Genomic DNA, 16330 nt, shown 5'->3' on the forward strand with positions numbered 1-16330 from the left:
GCCCGCTGTTGTTACGCCTTTGCATAGCCAAAACCGCCCCTTTGCGCCGCCCGGCTTTATAATCTGACTTTTCCCTCCTACCAGCTCTCAGCCTCCCTACCATGCCAGCACAACTGATCGACGGAATCGCCCTCTCCCAAAAACTGCGCAGCGAGATCGCCACGCGCGCCGCCGCCCTCACGGCCAAGGGCACCCAGCCCGGTCTGGCCGTGATCCTCGTCGGCGAAGACCCGGCCAGCCAGGTGTATGTCCGCAACAAGGTCAAGGCGTGCGGCGACGTGGGTTTCCACTCGGTGCTGGAAAAATATGAAGCGGACCTGCCTGAAGCGGACTTGCTGGCACGCATCGCCAGCCTGAACGCGGATCCCGCCATCCACGGCATCCTCGTGCAGATGCCCTTGCCCAAGCACATCAACCCGCACAAGGTCATCGAAGCGATCGCCACGACGAAAGACGTGGATGGCTATTCCGTCTTGAGCGCCGGCGAACTGATGACGGGCTTGCCCGGCTTCCGCCCTTGCACGCCGTATGGCTGCATGAAACTGATCGAAAGCACGGGCGTGGACTTGCGCGGCAAGCACGCCGTCGTCATCGGCCGCAGCAACACCGTCGGCAAGCCGATGGCCCTGCTGCTCTTGCAAGCGAACGCTACCGTCACCATCTGCCATAGTGCGACACCGGACTTGGGCCTGTACACGCGCCAGGCGGACGTCGTCGTCGCCGCCGTCGGCCGCCGCAACACCCTGACGGCCGACATGGTCCGTCCGGGCGCCATCGTGATCGACGTGGGCATGAACCGCGACGATAACGGCAAGCTGTGCGGCGACGTGGATTTTGCCGGCGTGAAAGACGTCGCGTCGCACATCACGCCCGTGCCGGGTGGCGTGGGGCCGATGACCATCACGATGTTATTGATGAATACCGTCGAGGCGGCAGAGCGCGTGTAAAAACACCGGGGCGGCCTGACCGCCCCTTTTAATATATGGAACCGACGATGAATACCAATCCCCTGCTTGATTTTTCCGGCCTGCCACGCTTCGACGCGATCACGCACGAGCATGTCACGCCTGCCATCGATACCTTGCTGGCCCAGGCGCGCGCCACGGTGGCGCAGCTGGAAGCGCCCATGGAAGAAGTAAGCTGGGAGAACTTCGTTGCGCCCCAGGACCAGATCGCCGAAACCCTGGGCCGCGCCTGGAGCATCGTCAACCACCTCAACAGCGTGATCGATACGCCCGAGCTGCGCGCCGCCTACAATGCGAACCAGCCCAAGGTGACGGAATTCTGGACCGAGCTGGGCCAGAACGAAATCCTCTTCGGCAAATACAAGCAATTGCAGGCGCGCGCCGATTTCGCCAGCCTGTCGCCAGCGCGCCGCCGCATCGTCGACAATGCCGTGCGCGATTTCCGCCTCGGTGGCGCCGAGTTGCCCGAGGACAAGAAAGAGCGCTTTGGCGCCATCCAGGAAGAACATGCGGCCGTCTCGACGCGCTTTTCCGAAAACGTGCTCGACGCCACCAATGACTACAAGCTGCTGGTCGAGAGCGAAGCTGAACTGGCCGGCTTGCCCGACGACGTGAAGGCGGCCGCGCGCGCCGCCGCCGAAAAGGCTGGCAAAGCGGGCTATGAATTCTCGCTGCACTTTCCCTCTTACTACCCGATCCTGCAATTTGCCGACAACCGCGCGCTGCGCGAAACCATCTATCGCGCCAACGCCACCAAGGCCTCGGACCAAGGTGACGTCTTCAGCAAAAAAGAGGACTGGGACAATACGCACAACATCGTCACTCTGTTGCAATTGCGCGACGAAGAGGCAAAACTGCTCGGCTACGCCAATTTCGCCGAAGTGTCGCTGGTCTCCAAGATGGCCACCTCGCCCGCGCAAGTGATCGCGTTCCTGGAAGACCTGGCGAAACGCGCGCGCCCGTTCGCCGAGAAAGACTTGACAGAACTAAAACAATTCGCGAAGGAAGAGCTAGGCATTGCGGAACTGCAAGCGTGGGACGTGCCTTACGCTTCCGAAAAACTGCAGGAACGCCGCTACGCATTCTCGGCCCAGGAAGTCAAACAGTACTTCCCTGAACACAAGGTGATCGACGGCCTGTTCCGCCAGATCCAGAACCTGTTCGCCGTCGAGATCAAGCCCGATACGGCGCCCGTGTGGCACCAGGACGTGCGTTTCTACCGCATCGAGCGCGACGGCCAGCTGGTCGGCCAGTTCTACCTGGACCTGTATGCGCGCGCGGGGAAAAGCGGCGGCGCCTGGATGGACGACGCGCGCGGACGACGCGCCGACGCGCAACACGTGCAAACGCCGATCGCTTATCTCACCTGCAATTTCACGGAACCGGCCGTGGTCGACGGCAAGATACAGCCAGCCCTGTTCACGCACGATGAAGTGATCACCCTGTTCCACGAATTCGGCCACGGCCTGCACCACATGTTGACGGTGGTCGACGAGCTGGGCGTGTCGGGCATTGCCGGCGTCGAATGGGATGCTGTGGAACTGCCGTCGCAATTCATGGAAAACTTCTGCTGGGAATGGGACGTGCTCGAGCACATGACGGCGCATGCCGTCACGGGCGCGCCGCTGCCGCGCGCGCTGTACGACAAGATGCTGGCCGCCAAGAATTTCCAGTCCGGCTTGCAAACCCTGCGCCAGGTGGAGTTTTCCTTGCTCGACATGCATTTGCACTATGACTACGATGCCAGCACGGGCCAAAGCGTGCAGCAACTGATCGACGGCGTGCGCGCCAAGTTTTCGCTGCTCATCCCGCCCCCGTTCAACCGCTTCCAGAATGCCTTTGGACATATCTTCTCCGGCGGCTATGCGGCTGGCTACTACAGCTACAAATGGGCCGAGGTGCTGTCCGCCGACGCCTATGCAGCGTTTGAAGAAGCCAGGGCGCTGGGACCGGCCGCCACCACGGCGGCAGGCAAGCGCTACCTGCAAGAAATCCTGTCCGTCGGCGGCTCGCGCCCCGCGCTGGAATCGTTCACGGCCTTCCGTGGCCGCGAGCCGTCCATCGACGCCCTGCTGCGCCACAGCGGCATGGCCGCTTGATCGCCATGAGCCGCGTCGATTTTCACAGCAATGTGCCGGACAAGCTGGCCTACGCCTGCCGCCTGGCCCGCAAGGCGTATATGGCCGGCAACAAGGTCGTCGTGCTGGCGGCCGACAGCGCCCAGCTCGACGCCTTGAACAGCGCCATGTGGACCATTTCCGCCACGGATTTCCTGCCCCACGTGCTGGCCGGCGATCCGCTGGCGGCGCAGACGCCCATCATCCTGACCGATGACGAAGCGGCCGAACTGCCGCACCACGACATCCTCGTCAACCTGTCGCAATTGCCGCCCGCCAATTACGCGCAATTCCAGCGCGTCTTCGAGATCGTTTCCATGGATGAGCAGGATGCGCAGGCGGGCCGCCAGCGCTTCCTGCACTACCGCCAGCAAAACGTGCAGCCGACCCACTTCGTGGCAGGAAAGACATGAATCAACCGTCATTCGACCAGGGCATCCCCCTGCTGACGGAGGTGCTGCTGGGGCCGGAGGCGGCGCCCGCCATGCCAGTCGAGCCTGTTGTCGAGGCAGCGCCGGCGTTGCCGCCAACGGTGGCGCAACCCGACTGGGACGCCATCGAACAGCGGCTGACGCAACGCATCCTGCACCAGGTGCAGGGCAAGATCGACCATCTGCTGGAAGAGCGCATCGCCCACGTCCTGCAGACGGCCCTGCAAAACGCCCTGATCGGCATGCGCGGCGCCCTGCGCGAAGACTTGCAGCAGTCGCTGGAGCAGATCGTCGCGCATGCCGTGAGCCATGAGCTGGGACACTTGCACCCTCCCGCACAGGCGCTGCAACCCTAAACTTGCTGCGCATCGTCGGGTTACGCGCTGCGCGCTAACCCGACCTACCCATCTACCCTATTCCTTCTTGCAACGCCATTCTTTGGTGCGCTCGCGCCTGCGAAATCGGTGCATCGCGCCTCACTTTGGTGATTGTTGCGACAAAATGTAAAAAGCCCGAAATGCGGCTTTGCGCCGCCTGTTTTTTGTTGTACCTTTCTTCACACGTACCGCCTGTCGAAGCGGTTTTCACGAGACGCCGCCGTATCTTTATCCATTGGAGAATGTTTATGCTGCTCAAGACCAAAGTCCTTCCTCTCGCCGTCGCCCTTGCCTTTGCCGGCCATGCGGGCGCACAGGAAATCATCAAGATCGGCCACGTCGCCCCGGTCTCTGGCGCCAGCTCCCACCTGGGCAAGGATAACGAGAACGCGGCCAAGATGGCGATCGAGGATTTGAACGCCAAAGGCTTCAAGATCGACGGCAAAGCCGTGAAATTCGTGCTGGTCCCCGAAGATGACGCAGCCGATCCCAAGCAGGGCACGGCCGTGGCGCAAAAGCTGGTCGACGCCAAGGTCAACGGCGTGGTCGGCCACCTGAATTCGGGCACGACGATTCCCGCCTCGCGCATTTACTTCAATGCCGGCATTCCACAGATTTCACCGGCGGCCACCAACCCGACGTATACCCAGCAGAAATTCAACACGGCCTTCCGCGTCGTCGCCAATGACAACAAGCTGGGCGGAACTTTGGGCGCGTATGCCGTAGGCAAGCTGCAGGCGAAGAAAATCGCCGTCATCGATGACCGCACGGCATACGGCCAGGGCGTGGCGGAACAATTCGTCAAGGGCGCCAAGAAGGCGGCCCCAGGCGTGCAAATCGTCGGCAAGGAATTTACGAATGCCAACGCGACGGACTTCAATGCCATCCTGACCAGCATCAAGTCGAAAAATCCCGACCTGATCTTCTTTGGCGGCATGGACTCCGTGGGCGGCCCCATGCTGCGCCAGATGAAGGCGCTGGGCATCAAGGCCAAGTTCATGGGCGGCGATGGCTTGTGCACGGAGCCGCTGGGCAAGCTGGCAGGCGACGCCGTGGGCGAAGACATGGTCACTTGCGCGGAAGCGGGCGGCGTGACGGGCGCGCAGCAAAAAGGCATGGACGACTTCCGCGCCCGCTACAAGCAGAAATACAATATGGAAGTGCAGCTGTACGCGCCATACGTCTACGATGCCGTGATGACCATGGCCACCGCCATGGCCGACGCGAAATCGTCGAAACCATCCGTCTACCTGCCTTTCCTGGCCAAGGTGCACTACCAGGGCGTGACGGGCCCGATCTCGTTCGACGCCAACGGCGACATCAAGGATGGCGCGCTGACCTTGTTCACTTACCGCGATGGCAAGAAGACCAAGATGGAAGTGGTCAAATAATAGAACCTACTGCGCGGCGCGATTTGCGGCCTGCGATGCTCACTGTGCATTCGCACAGCTCCGCTTCTCAGCCACAACTCACATCCGCTCGCTACGGTTCTTGCTGTCCGGCCACGTAAGCCAGTAACCCTTCGGCCAGCGCGTCGAAGGTGGCGCGGCAGCGCAGGCTGCCGCGCAAGTCTTCATGCATGGTGATCCAGGTTTCCATCGGTAGCGCAAACGCTTGCGGCAACACGCGCCGCAGGGCCGGATCGCGCGCCGCCAGACCCGCCTGGCACACGCCGACGCCGGCGCCCGCGCGTATCAGGGCCAGTTGCGCCAGGTCGCTGTCGCTGCGCCAGGCAAAATTTTCCCGCGCAAATCCGTTGAAAGCCGCGCCCGCGTTGCGCACGAAGGCGCTCGCCTCGTCGTAGCCGATGACGGCATGCTGCGCCAGATCGGCCAGTACCAGCGGCGTGCCATGCCGCGCTAGGTAATCCACGTGGGCATGCAGGCCCAGTTCGATATCGCCCACCTTGCGCGCCACCAGCTGTTCCTGGCGAGGCCGCAGCATGCGCACGGCGATGTCCGCTTCCCGTCGCAACAAATCCTGCACCTTGTTACTCAATACCAATTCAATGGTCAAGCCCGGATGGCGCGCACGCAGGCGGGCCAGGATGGGCGGCAGCACTTCCACGCCCACCACTTCGCTGGCCGCGATGCGCACGACGCCGGCCACGCCCTGCCCCTGGCTGCTGGCGGCGCGCTGCATCAGGGCGGCAGTATGTTCCATGGTTTCCGCATGGGGCCGCAGCGCGAGGGCCACTTCCGTGGGCAGCAAGCCCAGCTGGGAGCGCGTGAACAGGGTTGCGCCCAGCGCCTGCTCGAGCGCGGCGATATGCCGGCCGACGGTGGGCTGCGTGATGCCCAGCGCGCGTGCGGCGCCGGACAGGGAACCGTGCTTCAGCACGGCCAGCAGCGAACGGTAGTATTCCCAGGCGATCGAGGTAGTCATACATAAATGTATAGCCCATGGTCGATGCTCGTCAATTCCCAATTAGCCTTGCGCGGCAGATACTGGCTCCATCAACCACACGGAGGACAATATGGACAAAACGGTATTGGTGCTGGGCGCGACGGGCGGCATCGGCGGCGAGATGGTCCGCCAACTGCAGGCAGCAGGCTGGCAGGTGCGCGCCCTGACGCGGGGAGAAACGCCATCGCCACGCGGCGATAACATCGAGTGGCTGCGCGGCGATGCGCTGTCGCGCGCGGACGTGCTGGCGGCCGCGAAAGGCTGCGCCGTCATCGTGCACGCCGTCAACCCGCCCGGCTACCGCCACTGGGGCCGGCTGGTACTGCCCATGCTCGACAACACGATTTCAGCGGCGATTGCCGAAGGCGCCACCATCGTGCTGCCGGGCACCGTGTACAACTTCGGTCCCGACGCCTTTCCCGCATCGGGAGACTTACTTGCGGAAGATGCGCCGCAACGCCCGCTCACGCGCAAGGGCGCCATCCGCGTGGCACTGGAAGCGCGGCTGGAATGGGCCAGCACGCAGGGCGCCAGGGTCATCATCGTGCGCGCGGGCGACTTCTTCGGCCCCCGCGCCGGCAACAACTGGTTTTCGCAGGGGCTGGTGAAACCGGGCCATCCCGTGCGCAGCGTGCTGTATCCCGGTACGCACGGCGTGGGCCACCAATGGTCCTACCTGCCCGACGTGGCACGCACAATGCTGCAATTGCTGGCCATGCGCGCCACGTTGCCCGCGTTCTCTCGCTTTCACATGGCCGGCCACTGGGACCACGACGGCCGGCAAATGACGGGCGCGATTGCCCGCGTGGTGGAACAGGCGACAGGAACTGCGCCCGCCATCCGGCGTTTTCCGTGGTGGCTGGTGGCGCTGGCGTCGCCGTTCGTGGCGACCCTGCGCGAAATGCGCGAGATGCGCTATCTGTGGCACACGCCCTTGGCCATGGACAATGCGCGGCTGCTGGCCGTGCTGGGCCAGGAGCCGCATACGCCGCTCGACGAGGCGGTGCGGGCTACATTGGAAGGCATGGGTAATCTGCAGAAGGCAGCGGGCAAAAAAAACGCGCCGGGATTGCCGGCGCGCTGATTGCAGGTACTGCGGCACAGATTATTTCTGTGCGAGTACCCATTTGACCAGGGTGTGGGCTTCCGCATCGCTCACTTGCGGGTTCGCTGGCATCGGGATCGCGCCCCAGGTGCCGGAACCGCCCTTCATGACTTTCGCCACGAGCTTGGCTTCCGCGTCTTTCTGACCGGCATACTTGGCAGCCACGTCCTTGAACGCAGGGCCCACCAGTTTCGTGCTCACCGCGTGGCAAGCCATGCAGTTTTTTGCTTTCGCCAGGTCCGGATTGGCCAACGCTGCTTGCGATGCCAAAGCCGATACGGCCAATACACTCACCAACATAAAACGTTTCATTGTCTTTTCTCCAAAGTTACTTCCTGCGGCATTTTACTGTGTTTCCGCAGATGCACCACGAGCCCAGATCAAGCGTTTCAATGTAGTAACGCAATGTAGTCAGGAGGCATGCATATTCTGCCCCATCTGCGCGTCCATGACCATGTTGTTTGTAAGGCGATGTAACGACAGCCGGCCCCGCGCAGCAAATCGGGGCCGGCTGTCTTACCTGCACAACAGTATCCAACACCTGGCAAACCGTAGCGAGCGGCAGCGAGTTGTGGCTGAGAAGCGCAGCTGTGCGAATGCACAGTGAGCATCGCAGGCCGCAAATCGCGACGCGCAGTAGGTTTTGCCTGGTGTGGTCAGCGCTTCTTCAGTTGGGAGAGATCGCGCACGGCGCCCCGGTCAGCCGACGTCGTCAGCGCCGCATACGCCTGCAGCGCCTGCGACACATAGCGCTCGCGGTTGACGGGCAGCCAGGCCGCGTCGCCCTTCGCTTCCATGGCGGCGCGGCGCGCGGCCAGTTCAACGTCCGTCACGCGCAAATTAATGGTGCGCTCGGGGATGTCGATGTCGATGAAGTCGCCCTCTTCCACCAGGCCGATGGCGCCGCCTTCGGCCGCTTCCGGCGAGGCGTGGCCGATCACCAGGCCCGAGGAACCGCCCGAGAAGCGCCCGTCCGTGAACAGCGCGCACGCCTTGCCCAGACCTTTGGATTTGATGTACGAAGTCGGGTACAGCATTTCCTGCATGCCGGGGCCGCCTTTCGGGCCTTCGTAGCGGATGATGACGACGTCGCCTTCATGCACGGTATCGGCCAAAATCGCTTCAACAGCGGCATCCTGGCTTTCGAACACGCGCGCCTTGCCCGAGAATTTCAGGATGCTTTCATCGACGCCTGCCGTCTTGACGATGCAGCCCTTTTCCGCCAGATTGCCGTACAAGACGGCCAGGCCGCCATCCTGCGAGTACGCATGCGCCTTGTCGCGGATGCAGCCCGTGCTGCGGTCCGTGTCGACTGCCGCAAAACGCTCCGATTGCGAGAACGCCGTCTGCGTCGGCACGCCTCCCGGGGCGGCGCGGAACAATTCATGCACGGCCGGATTGTCCGTGCACATGATGTCGTTTTGCGCGATGGCGTCGGCCAGAGTTGGCGCGTGGATGGTCGGCAGGGTCGTGTTCAGCAAGCCGGCGCGTGCCAGTTCGCCCAGGATGCCCACGATGCCGCCCGCGCGGTGCACGTCTTCGATATGGTATTTGTCCGTCATCGGCGCGACCTTGCACAGGCACGGTACCTTGAGCGAGATGCGGTCGATGTCGGCCATCGTGAATTCCACTTCCGCTTCGTGCGCGGCGGCCAGCAGGTGCAGCACGGTATTCGTCGAGCCGCCCATGGAAACGTCGAGCGCCATGGCGTTTTCAAATGCGGACTTGGTGGCGATCGAGCGTGGCAGCACCGAGTAATCGTCCTGCTCGTAATGGCGCTTGGCCAGTTCGACGATCAGGCGGCCCGCGCGCAGGAACAGCTGCTGGCGGTCCGAGTGCGTGGCCAGGATGGTGCCGTTGCCGGGCAGGGCCAGGCCCAGCGCCTCGGTCAGGCAGTTCATCGAGTTGGCCGTAAACATGCCGGAGCAGGAACCGCAGGTAGGACAGGCCGAGCGTTCGATCTCCGCCACGTCGGCGTCGGACACCGTGCTGTCACCGGCCTTGATCATGGCGTCGACCAGGTCCAGCTTGATGATCTTCTGCGTGCCGTTGACCACCTTGACAACCTTGCCCGCTTCCATCGGGCCGCCGGAAATGAAGACGACGGGGATATTGATGCGCATGGCGGCCATCAGCATGCCCGGCGTGATCTTGTCGCAGTTCGAGATGCAGACCATGGCGTCGGCGCAGTGGGCGTTGACCATGTATTCGACGGAGTCGGCGATCAGGTCGCGCGAAGGCAGCGAATACAGCATGCCGCCGTGGCCCATGGCGATGCCGTCATCGACGGCGATGGTGTTGAATTCCTTGGCTACGCCGCCGGCCGCCTCGATTTCGCGCGCCACCATCTGGCCCAGGTCTTTCAGGTGCACGTGGCCGGGCACGAACTGGGTAAACGAGTTGACCACGGCGATGATCGGCTTGTCGAAGTCGCCATCCTTCATGCCGGTGGCGCGCCACAGGGCGCGGGCGCCAGCCATGTTGCGGCCGTGGGTGGTGGTGCGGGAGCGGTATTGCGGCATGATGGACCTTCCAAAAGTGTTGGTGCCTGACTGTGCGGGCTTACAAAAAAATTCGCAGTAAAACCCTGCATGCAGTGGGGGTACGCCAGATTGCCTTGCGCGCGCCCCACTGTCAAATATATGATGCACGTGTCTGTGAGTCGCTTTATATATCACAGAACTTATTCCCCATGGAAACGCATATGAACCTTGAACTGCGCCAGCTGCGCTATTTCGTCACCGTCGCCGAGGAATTGCACTTCGGCCGCGCCGCCGCGCGCCTGCACATGACGCAACCGCCCCTGTCGCAAACCATCATGGCCCTGGAAGAATTGCTGGGCGCGCCCCTGTTCGTGCGCACGCGCCGCGAAGTGCAGCTGACGCCGGCCGGCACGGCCCTGCTGCCCGAGGCGCGCCGGCTGCTGGCGCAGGCGTTCGATTTGCCCGCGCTGGTGCAACGGGCCGCGCAGGGCGAGGCGGGGCGATTGAGCCTGGCGTTTGTTTCCTCGGCCGACTACAGCGTGCTGCCGCCGCTGCTGCGCGCGTATCAGACGGCTTATCCGCAAGTACAGATCCAGTTGCAGGAGGCCACTTCCGACCTGCAGCTGGACGAATTGCTGGCCGGGCGTACGGATGCGGGCCTGTTGATCCCGCCGCTGCCCGAAAAGGCCAAAGGGACGCTCGACTACCTGCCCGTGCTGGCCGAGCCGCTGGTGCTGGCCGCGCCGTCCGGCCTCGCCATTTTAAATACGCCGGGCGCGGTGCGCCTGCGCGACGTGCCGTCCCTGCCCTTGATCATTTTCCCGCGCGCGATCTCGCCCGCCCTGCACGACGCCATCCTCGGCGTGTTCCGCGCGGCCGGCATCACGCCGCAGATCGGCCAGGAAGCGATCCAGATGCAAACCATCGTCAGCCTCGTCTCGGCTGGCATGGGCATCGCGCTTGTGCCACAATCGGTATCGAATCTGATGCGCCCGGGCGTAGAATACAGGCCGCTGCAGGACGCCACGCCGCTGGTGGAAACGGGCCTGGCCTGGCGCCGCGACAATCCGTCCGCCGTGCTGCAAGGCTTTCTGGCGCTGTTGCGCAAGCAGATAAGCCACCCGGCACGATAAATTAAGTGGCCGCTAAGGCAAAGAACCGCAAGCGCCCCCATACTACGCAACCTTGGCTTTAAACAAAGAAAGAAACCCCCATGCTGATACACCCGATGCCCGACCCGATAGCCATCCAGATCGGCCCGCTCGCCGTGCACTGGTACGGCCTGATGTATGTGCTGGCCTTTGCCCTGTTCATTATCCTGGGCCGCGTGCGCATCAAGCAGCCGCATATCGCCGTGCTGGGCTGGAAGAAGGAAGACCTCGATGACATGCTGTTCTACGGCATGCTGGGCGTGGTGATCGGCGGGCGCCTGGGCGAAGTGCTGTTCTACCGCCCCGAATACTTCATGCACAATCCGCTCGAGATCTTCATGGTCTGGCATGGCGGCATGTCCTTCCATGGCGGCTTCCTCGGCGTCATCCTGGCCATGTACCTGTGGAGCCGCAAGGCGGGCCGCAACCTGTTCGATGTGCTCGACTTCATCGCGCCGCTGGTGCCGCTCGGCTACGCGGCCGGCCGTCTGGGCAACTTCATCAATGCAGAACTGCCGGGCCGCATCGCCCCGGAAACCCTGCCGTGGGCCATGCAATGGCCAGGCATTCCGTATCCCGTGCACCCGTCACCGCTCTACCAGATGCTGGTCGACGGCATCCTGGTGTTCATCATCCTGTGGCTGTATGCGCGCAAGCAGCGTCCGCGCATGGCCGTGGGCGCCATGTTTACCCTGCTGTACGGCTGCGCGCGCTTCTTCACGGAATACTTCCGCACGCCGGACTGGGAAGTCGTGTGGCTGGGCGTGCCGATCACCTCGGGCCAGATGCTGTCCCTGCCGATGATCGTCGGCGCCATCGCGCTGCTGGTGTGGGCGTATAAAAGCCAGGTAATGGGCACGCCGCCCACCAAGGCCCGCCCGGCCAACACGTAAAACGGCCGTTCCCCCGATGGCGCGCCAGGCAGGCGCGCCATCACCCTCCTCCGGCAACCTTTCCCTCAAAGCAGCATAATTTCCTTGCGGAATGAATCTTCGCTTGCGATAGCGCAATGATCGCTTTACCCTGCAGCAAGAGCAGGGCATGCAATCATGCTGTGTTGGCAATTCGAGCGGGGAGTCCCATCCATGCAGTATGCGAGGAAGACCACGACATTCTGGCTGGCGCTGGCGGGCGGCTACGTGCTGGCGCAACTGGCCTTGACGGCTTGGGCCGGGACGCGCGGTCCCGCCGTAAGCTACCTGTTCGGCGTGATGGCGCCACTGCTGGCGCTGGCCGCCTGCTGCCGCAACGCCAGCCTGAGCACACCCGGCGTCGTGCGCACGGGCTGGGGCCTGTTTGCGGCCGCCATGCTGTTCTGGAGCACGGGCATGGCGTTGTCCGCCTGGCAAGACCTGAGCGGCCATGTGGCGTCCGACACGACGTATTTCTCCGATTTTGCCTATTTCATGTATGGCGCACCCTTGCTGCTGGCCATTTCCTCCGTCAGCGACCGCCACCCTTCGCGCACCCTGCAATGGTTGGACGCCGTGCAAGTGCTGCTGGCAGCTTACCTGACCTATACGGCCATCTTTTCCGTCTCGCCCTTCGACCAGCGCTCGATCGCGCCGATACCCGCCAGCCTGCTGGTGACGACGTACAACGTGGAAAACCTCGTCCTGGCCTGTTGCGCCTCGCTGCGCCTGCTGGCGCACCGCCGCGATGGCGCACAAGGGCGTTTCTACCTGCTGCTCAGCGTGTTCCTGTGGTGCTACGCCGCCTGCGCGGGTGCCTATAATTACCTGACCCTGCATGCGCTGGCCGAAGCCGGTCCCAGCGAGGTACTGCCCAGCCTGCCTTTCCTGCTGCTGGCGGTGCTGGCCATGCGCGTGCAGCCGGGCGAGGAAGAAGCACGGCCGCCGCGCCCGTTGACCTTGCTGATTGACAACTTCAGCCCCATCTTCTTCACGGCAGCCCTGCTGGGACTGGGATTCGTCGTGCTGCGCGAACATTTCTACCTGGCGGCCAGCGCCCTGTTTGTCGCGCTGACGGTCCACGCGCTGCGCTCGGCCACCCTGCAAAGCCGCTACATGCAAAGCGAACGGGCGTTGCGCGAAGCCCACGACAAACTGGAAAAGCTGTCGCTGACGGATGGCTTGACGGGCATCGCCAACCGGCGCTGCTTCGACCAGACCCTGCAGCTGGAGTGGCAGCGCGCCGCGCGCAACAATCAAGCGCTGGCGCTGCTGATCATCGATATCGACTTCTTCAAAAGCCTCAACGATACCTTCGGCCACCCGTATGGCGACGCGTGTCTGGTGCAGATCGCGGCGGCCCTGCATTCCGCGTTGCCGCGCGCCAGCGACCTGGCGGCCCGCTTCGGCGGAGAGGAGTTTGCCGCCATCCTGCCCGCCACCGATGGTGCGGGTGCGCTGGCCGTGGCGCACAAGATGCAGGAAGCGATTGCCTCAGCCGCCATCGTCCACGCGCCGTCGCGCGGCGGCCTGGTGACGGCCAGCATCGGCCTCGCGCTCAATGACGCAGGACAGACGCCGGAACAATTGCTCGCCGCCGCCGACCAGGCCCTGTACCGGGCCAAGCAGAATGGCCGCAACCGGGTCGAAGGCTAGCCTGTCAGCTTGCCGGTAATGACTTTCCATTGCGCCGGCGTCACGGGCGTGATCGACAGCCGGCTGCCTTTCTTGAGCAGCAGCATGTCTTCCAGCTCCGGCATCTGGCGCATCTCGGACAGGGGCAGCAGCGCCGTCTTCTTCAGGCCGCGCACGTCGACGCTGATCCAGCGCGGCTGCTCTGGCGTGGCCTTGGCATCGAAATACTTTCCGCCTTCTTCAAACTGGCTGTGATCCGGATACGCCGTGCTGGCCACTTCGGCCACGCCCGCCACGCCCGGCTGCGGGCAGCTCGAGTGATAGAACAGCACGCCATCGCCCGGTTGCATGCCATCGCGCATGAAGTTGCGCGCCTGGTAGTTGCGCACGCCAAACCACGGCATGGTGTGTTTGGGCGCCGCCATGAGGTCGTCGATGCTCACTTCATCGGGTTCGGATTTCATCAGCCAATATTGTTTCATATTCACTCCCTATCAAAAGCAACAGGCGTAAAAAAACGGTTGCGCATCGATGCTGCAACCGTTTTCTTGGTACTGCAAATTGGGCCCCGCCTGTGCCGCTATGCCGGCATCCCGAACCAAACGGTTCAAGGTGGTCACGTTAGTTCAATTTCGGGTTCGTCGAACGAGCGACGCTCACTCCCATCAAACAAAATTCGCAACCGATGCGCATAAATGGTTCAAGGAATATATGGCAATCGCGAACACCGCAGGGTAGACCCAAGTTTACTCCTTTGATCGCGCATCGCAAAGACAAATCGTACTGTGTCCGCTTAAAATCCAATTAATAACACTGAACAAAACCGTAGCGAGCGGCGATGAATTGTGGCCAAGAAGCGCAGCTGTGCTTGAGCACAGCGAGCATCGCAGGCCGCAAGGCGCGACACGCAGTAGGTTTGGTTCAGTGTTTAAAAAAGGTTTTCCTGGGGCGTCAATGCACTATCCAACACCGTGTGCATGGCCGAGATTTTCTGCTTCACTTCCAGTATCGTCAATTCCGACAGCGGACCTTGCGGCGACTTCACGGAGAGGAATTCCGCGGCCACGCCCAGGGCGGCCAGCACGGCGATGCGGTCGTTGCCCTTGACCTTGCCCGCGTCGCGGATGGCTTTCATTTTGCTATCGAGATAGATCGCCGCTTCGCGCAGCGCGCGCTCTTCGCCGTCGCGGCACACCATGCTGTAGGACTGGCCCATGATATTGACATCGACACGCGGCATTACGCTTCCTTCTCGTTCTCGGCACTATAGGCGCCCGCTTCCGAAGCGGCTTGCTCCAGGCCGGCTTGCACCAGTTCGGGAATTTTTTCCAGCAACGCTTCCACCCGCTCCTGCGCCTCGCGCATGCGCTGCACATACAGGGCGTTGTCGGCGGCCAGCGCGGCATTGTCCTTGCGCAGTTGCGCGTTTTCACGGCGCAGCGCATGGGTCATTTCGGCCAGCAGGCCTATTTTGTCGGATAATTCGTTGAATTCGGAAATCATCCCGCCACTATAGGGCGGACGCTCCATGGGCGTCAATCGAATCACGCCGCTGTCACACATATTTACATCAATGCAGGGCAGTTGGCGGACAATACACGCTTTTTCCGGCGCTTTTCGCCAAGTGCGCGCATCCGCCGGCGCCGCGATGGCAGCGTTTTACTCGTCGACGTAATCGGGTTCGATATCGAGTCCGCCATAGCGGTTTTCGCAAGAGCGGCGCGTCAGCGTCTGTTGTCCGCCCTTGCCGTCAAGCACCATCGTCAAGTCGCGGCAAGTACGGTGGTAGCTGCCAGGCTTGGCGTCCGTCCCCGAGGGCGTCAGGCGCACTGCCAGCGGCACCGCATTGCCCAGGCCCTTGTTGCTCCACTGGCGCGTCTTGCCATCCTCTTCATCTTTCAAGGTGCGCACGGCGGCCGTCAGCAGCGCTTTCTGTTCCTTCGCATTCAGCTTGGCGATGGTGACGTCGGACAGGAATGGCGGATACACGACGGGCGCCGGGTCCTTGCCCTGCACATCCCAGCGTCCGCTGTTCTGCGAACAGGTGCGGCGGCTCAGGTCCTGCGACTTGTCGCCCGCGGTGACGACGAATTTCAGGTCGCGGCACACGTGCGCCTTCAAACTGTGTTCCGTCATGCTGGAGTTGCTGAAGTTATATGTGACCTTCACCAGCACGCCGCTGTCGCCGCCGTTGTCCCACACATGGGCTTCCTGGTCGTCGTCATCCTTGTTCAGATCGTTGAACAAGTCATTGAGCAACATTTCCTTTTCCAGCGGCGTCAGGGCCGCCACAGTGATCTCGTCGACGATGGTGGGCGTTTGCGCCGCAGCATTGCCCAGGCAGGCGAGACCGACGAGAGTAGCTCCCAACAGGCGCAGGGCGGGATGGGAAATCGGGAATGGCATGGCGTGCTTTCTGGTGCGAGTGGTGATATTGATATGCAATTGCAATCATCTTATCAAATTTCATAGTCAAACTCTGTTTCCTGTGCGTACAGGAACGCCCCCTCTCCGAACGGCATGCTAGAGTCGCGCCTGTTGCTGACGCCCGGGAACGAGGCTTGTGCTGGCGCAAACCCTGTGTAGATGCAGGCTCTGCTCAGCATCTATCTATATGTTCCCCTTGAATAAGCCCTTGAAGTTGACCCTTAGCGTCCCTATAATTAGCACTCGTTAGTAGAGAGTGCTAACAAACTCTTTCGTAGCAATCCTCAGGACATGATGGTGTATGCCGGACAACAGCAGGGAA

16 protein-coding genes and 1 other RNA gene are annotated in these 16330 nt (G+C 62.5%); 9 read left to right on the forward strand and 8 right to left on the reverse strand.

Annotated elements, in window-relative coordinates:
• Positions 1-101 precede the first annotated feature (101 nt).
• The 5 genes from folD to U0004_RS24405 all read left to right on the forward strand — a co-directional run bounded on the left by folD (position 102) and on the right by U0004_RS24405 (position 5281).
• Entirely contained in the window at positions 102-947 is an 846-nt protein-coding gene (gene folD / locus U0004_RS24385; protein ID WP_070257965.1) for a bifunctional methylenetetrahydrofolate dehydrogenase/methenyltetrahydrofolate cyclohydrolase FolD, read from the forward strand.
• Between the two features lie 47 nt (positions 948-994).
• The gene (locus tag U0004_RS24390; RefSeq protein ID WP_070257966.1) at positions 995-3064 is read left to right on the forward strand and encodes a M3 family metallopeptidase; all 2070 of its coding nucleotides are present in this window, start codon (positions 995-997) and stop codon (positions 3062-3064) included.
• 5 nt (positions 3065-3069) lie between these two features.
• Positions 3070-3495, forward strand: a complete 426-nt coding sequence (locus U0004_RS24395; protein ID WP_034786773.1) for a DNA polymerase III subunit chi — start codon at positions 3070-3072, stop codon at positions 3493-3495.
• The gene (locus U0004_RS24400) at positions 3492-3869 is read left to right on the forward strand and encodes a hypothetical protein (protein WP_070257967.1); all 378 of its coding nucleotides are present in this window, start codon (positions 3492-3494) and stop codon (positions 3867-3869) included. The genes U0004_RS24395 and U0004_RS24400 overlap by 4 nt, the downstream gene beginning before the upstream one ends.
• Positions 3870-4138: 269 nt before the next feature.
• Positions 4139-5281, forward strand: a complete 1143-nt coding sequence (locus tag U0004_RS24405; RefSeq protein ID WP_070257968.1) for a branched-chain amino acid ABC transporter substrate-binding protein — start codon at positions 4139-4141, stop codon at positions 5279-5281.
• 91 nt (positions 5282-5372) lie between these two features.
• Here the strand turns inward: U0004_RS24405 and U0004_RS24410 are convergent, their stop codons facing one another.
• Positions 5373-6275, reverse strand: a complete 903-nt coding sequence (locus U0004_RS24410; protein ID WP_070257969.1) for a LysR family transcriptional regulator — start codon at positions 6273-6275, stop codon at positions 5373-5375.
• A 91-nt stretch (positions 6276-6366) separates the two neighbouring features.
• Between U0004_RS24410 and U0004_RS24415 the strand changes: the two genes are divergently transcribed.
• Positions 6367-7380, forward strand: a complete 1014-nt coding sequence (locus U0004_RS24415; RefSeq protein WP_070257970.1) for an NAD-dependent epimerase/dehydratase family protein — start codon at positions 6367-6369, stop codon at positions 7378-7380.
• Positions 7381-7401: 21 nt separating this feature from the next.
• Here U0004_RS24415 and U0004_RS24420 read toward each other — a convergent pair whose 3' ends face one another.
• Positions 7402-7713, reverse strand: coding sequence for a c-type cytochrome (locus U0004_RS24420; RefSeq protein ID WP_034786554.1), 312 nt, complete (start codon positions 7711-7713; stop codon positions 7402-7404).
• A 344-nt stretch (positions 7714-8057) separates the two neighbouring features.
• A complete protein-coding gene (gene ilvD, locus U0004_RS24425; RefSeq protein ID WP_070257971.1) occupies positions 8058-9923 on the reverse strand; it encodes a dihydroxy-acid dehydratase in 1866 nt (621 codons plus the stop codon).
• A gap of 182 nt (positions 9924-10105) precedes the next feature.
• Here ilvD and U0004_RS24430 point away from each other — a divergent pair, with 182 nt between their 5' ends.
• From U0004_RS24430 to U0004_RS24440, 3 genes are all read left to right on the forward strand, one after another.
• Positions 10106-11017, forward strand: coding sequence for a LysR family transcriptional regulator (locus U0004_RS24430; RefSeq protein ID WP_070257972.1), 912 nt, complete (start codon positions 10106-10108; stop codon positions 11015-11017).
• Between the two features lie 80 nt (positions 11018-11097).
• On the forward strand, positions 11098-11928 hold the full coding sequence (lgt, locus tag U0004_RS24435) for a prolipoprotein diacylglyceryl transferase (protein WP_034786551.1): 831 nt from the start codon (positions 11098-11100) through the stop codon (positions 11926-11928).
• A gap of 192 nt (positions 11929-12120) precedes the next feature.
• Complete coding sequence (locus tag U0004_RS24440; protein WP_070257973.1) at positions 12121-13602, forward strand: GGDEF domain-containing protein; 1482 nt, start codon at positions 12121-12123, stop codon at positions 13600-13602.
• Here the strand turns inward: U0004_RS24440 and U0004_RS24445 are convergent.
• The 5 genes from U0004_RS24445 to U0004_RS24465 all read right to left on the reverse strand — a co-directional run bounded on the left by U0004_RS24445 (position 13599) and on the right by U0004_RS24465 (position 15987).
• Entirely contained in the window at positions 13599-14063 is a 465-nt protein-coding gene (locus tag U0004_RS24445) for an EVE domain-containing protein (protein WP_070257974.1), read from the reverse strand. The genes U0004_RS24440 and U0004_RS24445 overlap by 4 nt on opposite strands.
• Before the next feature lie 79 nt (positions 14064-14142).
• A non-coding RNA gene (gene ssrS, locus U0004_RS24450) (6S RNA) lies at positions 14143-14320 on the reverse strand.
• A 189-nt stretch (positions 14321-14509) separates the two neighbouring features.
• On the reverse strand, positions 14510-14821 hold the full coding sequence (locus U0004_RS24455) for a cell division protein ZapA (RefSeq protein ID WP_034747344.1): 312 nt from the start codon (positions 14819-14821) through the stop codon (positions 14510-14512).
• Positions 14821-15084 carry a DUF904 domain-containing protein gene (locus U0004_RS24460; RefSeq protein ID WP_070257975.1) on the reverse strand — a complete coding sequence of 88 codons (264 nt, stop codon included), beginning with the start codon at positions 15082-15084 and terminating at the stop codon, positions 14821-14823. The genes U0004_RS24455 and U0004_RS24460 overlap by 1 nt, the downstream gene beginning before the upstream one ends.
• Positions 15085-15240: 156 nt before the next feature.
• A complete protein-coding gene (locus U0004_RS24465) occupies positions 15241-15987 on the reverse strand; it encodes a hypothetical protein (protein ID WP_070257976.1) in 747 nt (248 codons plus the stop codon).
• Positions 15988-16330: the final 343 nt, after the last annotated feature.

It is taken from the genome of Janthinobacterium lividum, from assembly GCF_034424625.1.
GTDB lineage: Bacteria > Pseudomonadota > Gammaproteobacteria > Burkholderiales > Burkholderiaceae_D > Janthinobacterium > Janthinobacterium lividum.

What these genes read in the sequence shown, in the direction of transcription:
- folD (WP_070257965.1), top strand. Translation starts at nt 102, where the DNA reads ATGCCAGCACAACTGATCGACGGAATCGCCCTCTCCCAAAAACTGCGC.
- U0004_RS24390 (WP_070257966.1), top strand. Translation starts at nt 995, where the DNA reads ATGAATACCAATCCCCTGCTTGATTTTTCCGGCCTGCCACGCTTCGAC.
- U0004_RS24395 (WP_034786773.1), top strand. Translation starts at nt 3,070, where the DNA reads ATGAGCCGCGTCGATTTTCACAGCAATGTGCCGGACAAGCTGGCCTAC.
- U0004_RS24400 (WP_070257967.1), top strand. Translation starts at nt 3,492, where the DNA reads ATGAATCAACCGTCATTCGACCAGGGCATCCCCCTGCTGACGGAGGTG.
- U0004_RS24405 (WP_070257968.1), top strand. Translation starts at nt 4,139, where the DNA reads ATGCTGCTCAAGACCAAAGTCCTTCCTCTCGCCGTCGCCCTTGCCTTT.
- U0004_RS24410 (WP_070257969.1), bottom strand. Translation starts at nt 6,275, where the DNA reads ATGACTACCTCGATCGCCTGGGAATACTACCGTTCGCTGCTGGCCGTG.
- U0004_RS24415 (WP_070257970.1), top strand. Translation starts at nt 6,367, where the DNA reads ATGGACAAAACGGTATTGGTGCTGGGCGCGACGGGCGGCATCGGCGGC.
- U0004_RS24420 (WP_034786554.1), bottom strand. Translation starts at nt 7,713, where the DNA reads ATGAAACGTTTTATGTTGGTGAGTGTATTGGCCGTATCGGCTTTGGCA.
- ilvD (WP_070257971.1), bottom strand. Translation starts at nt 9,923, where the DNA reads ATGCCGCAATACCGCTCCCGCACCACCACCCACGGCCGCAACATGGCT.
- U0004_RS24430 (WP_070257972.1), top strand. Translation starts at nt 10,106, where the DNA reads ATGAACCTTGAACTGCGCCAGCTGCGCTATTTCGTCACCGTCGCCGAG.
- lgt (WP_034786551.1), top strand. Translation starts at nt 11,098, where the DNA reads ATGCTGATACACCCGATGCCCGACCCGATAGCCATCCAGATCGGCCCG.
- U0004_RS24440 (WP_070257973.1), top strand. Translation starts at nt 12,121, where the DNA reads ATGCAGTATGCGAGGAAGACCACGACATTCTGGCTGGCGCTGGCGGGC.
- U0004_RS24445 (WP_070257974.1), bottom strand. Translation starts at nt 14,063, where the DNA reads ATGAAACAATATTGGCTGATGAAATCCGAACCCGATGAAGTGAGCATC.
- U0004_RS24455 (WP_034747344.1), bottom strand. Translation starts at nt 14,821, where the DNA reads ATGCCGCGTGTCGATGTCAATATCATGGGCCAGTCCTACAGCATGGTG.
- U0004_RS24460 (WP_070257975.1), bottom strand. Translation starts at nt 15,084, where the DNA reads ATGATTTCCGAATTCAACGAATTATCCGACAAAATAGGCCTGCTGGCC.
- U0004_RS24465 (WP_070257976.1), bottom strand. Translation starts at nt 15,987, where the DNA reads ATGCCATTCCCGATTTCCCATCCCGCCCTGCGCCTGTTGGGAGCTACT.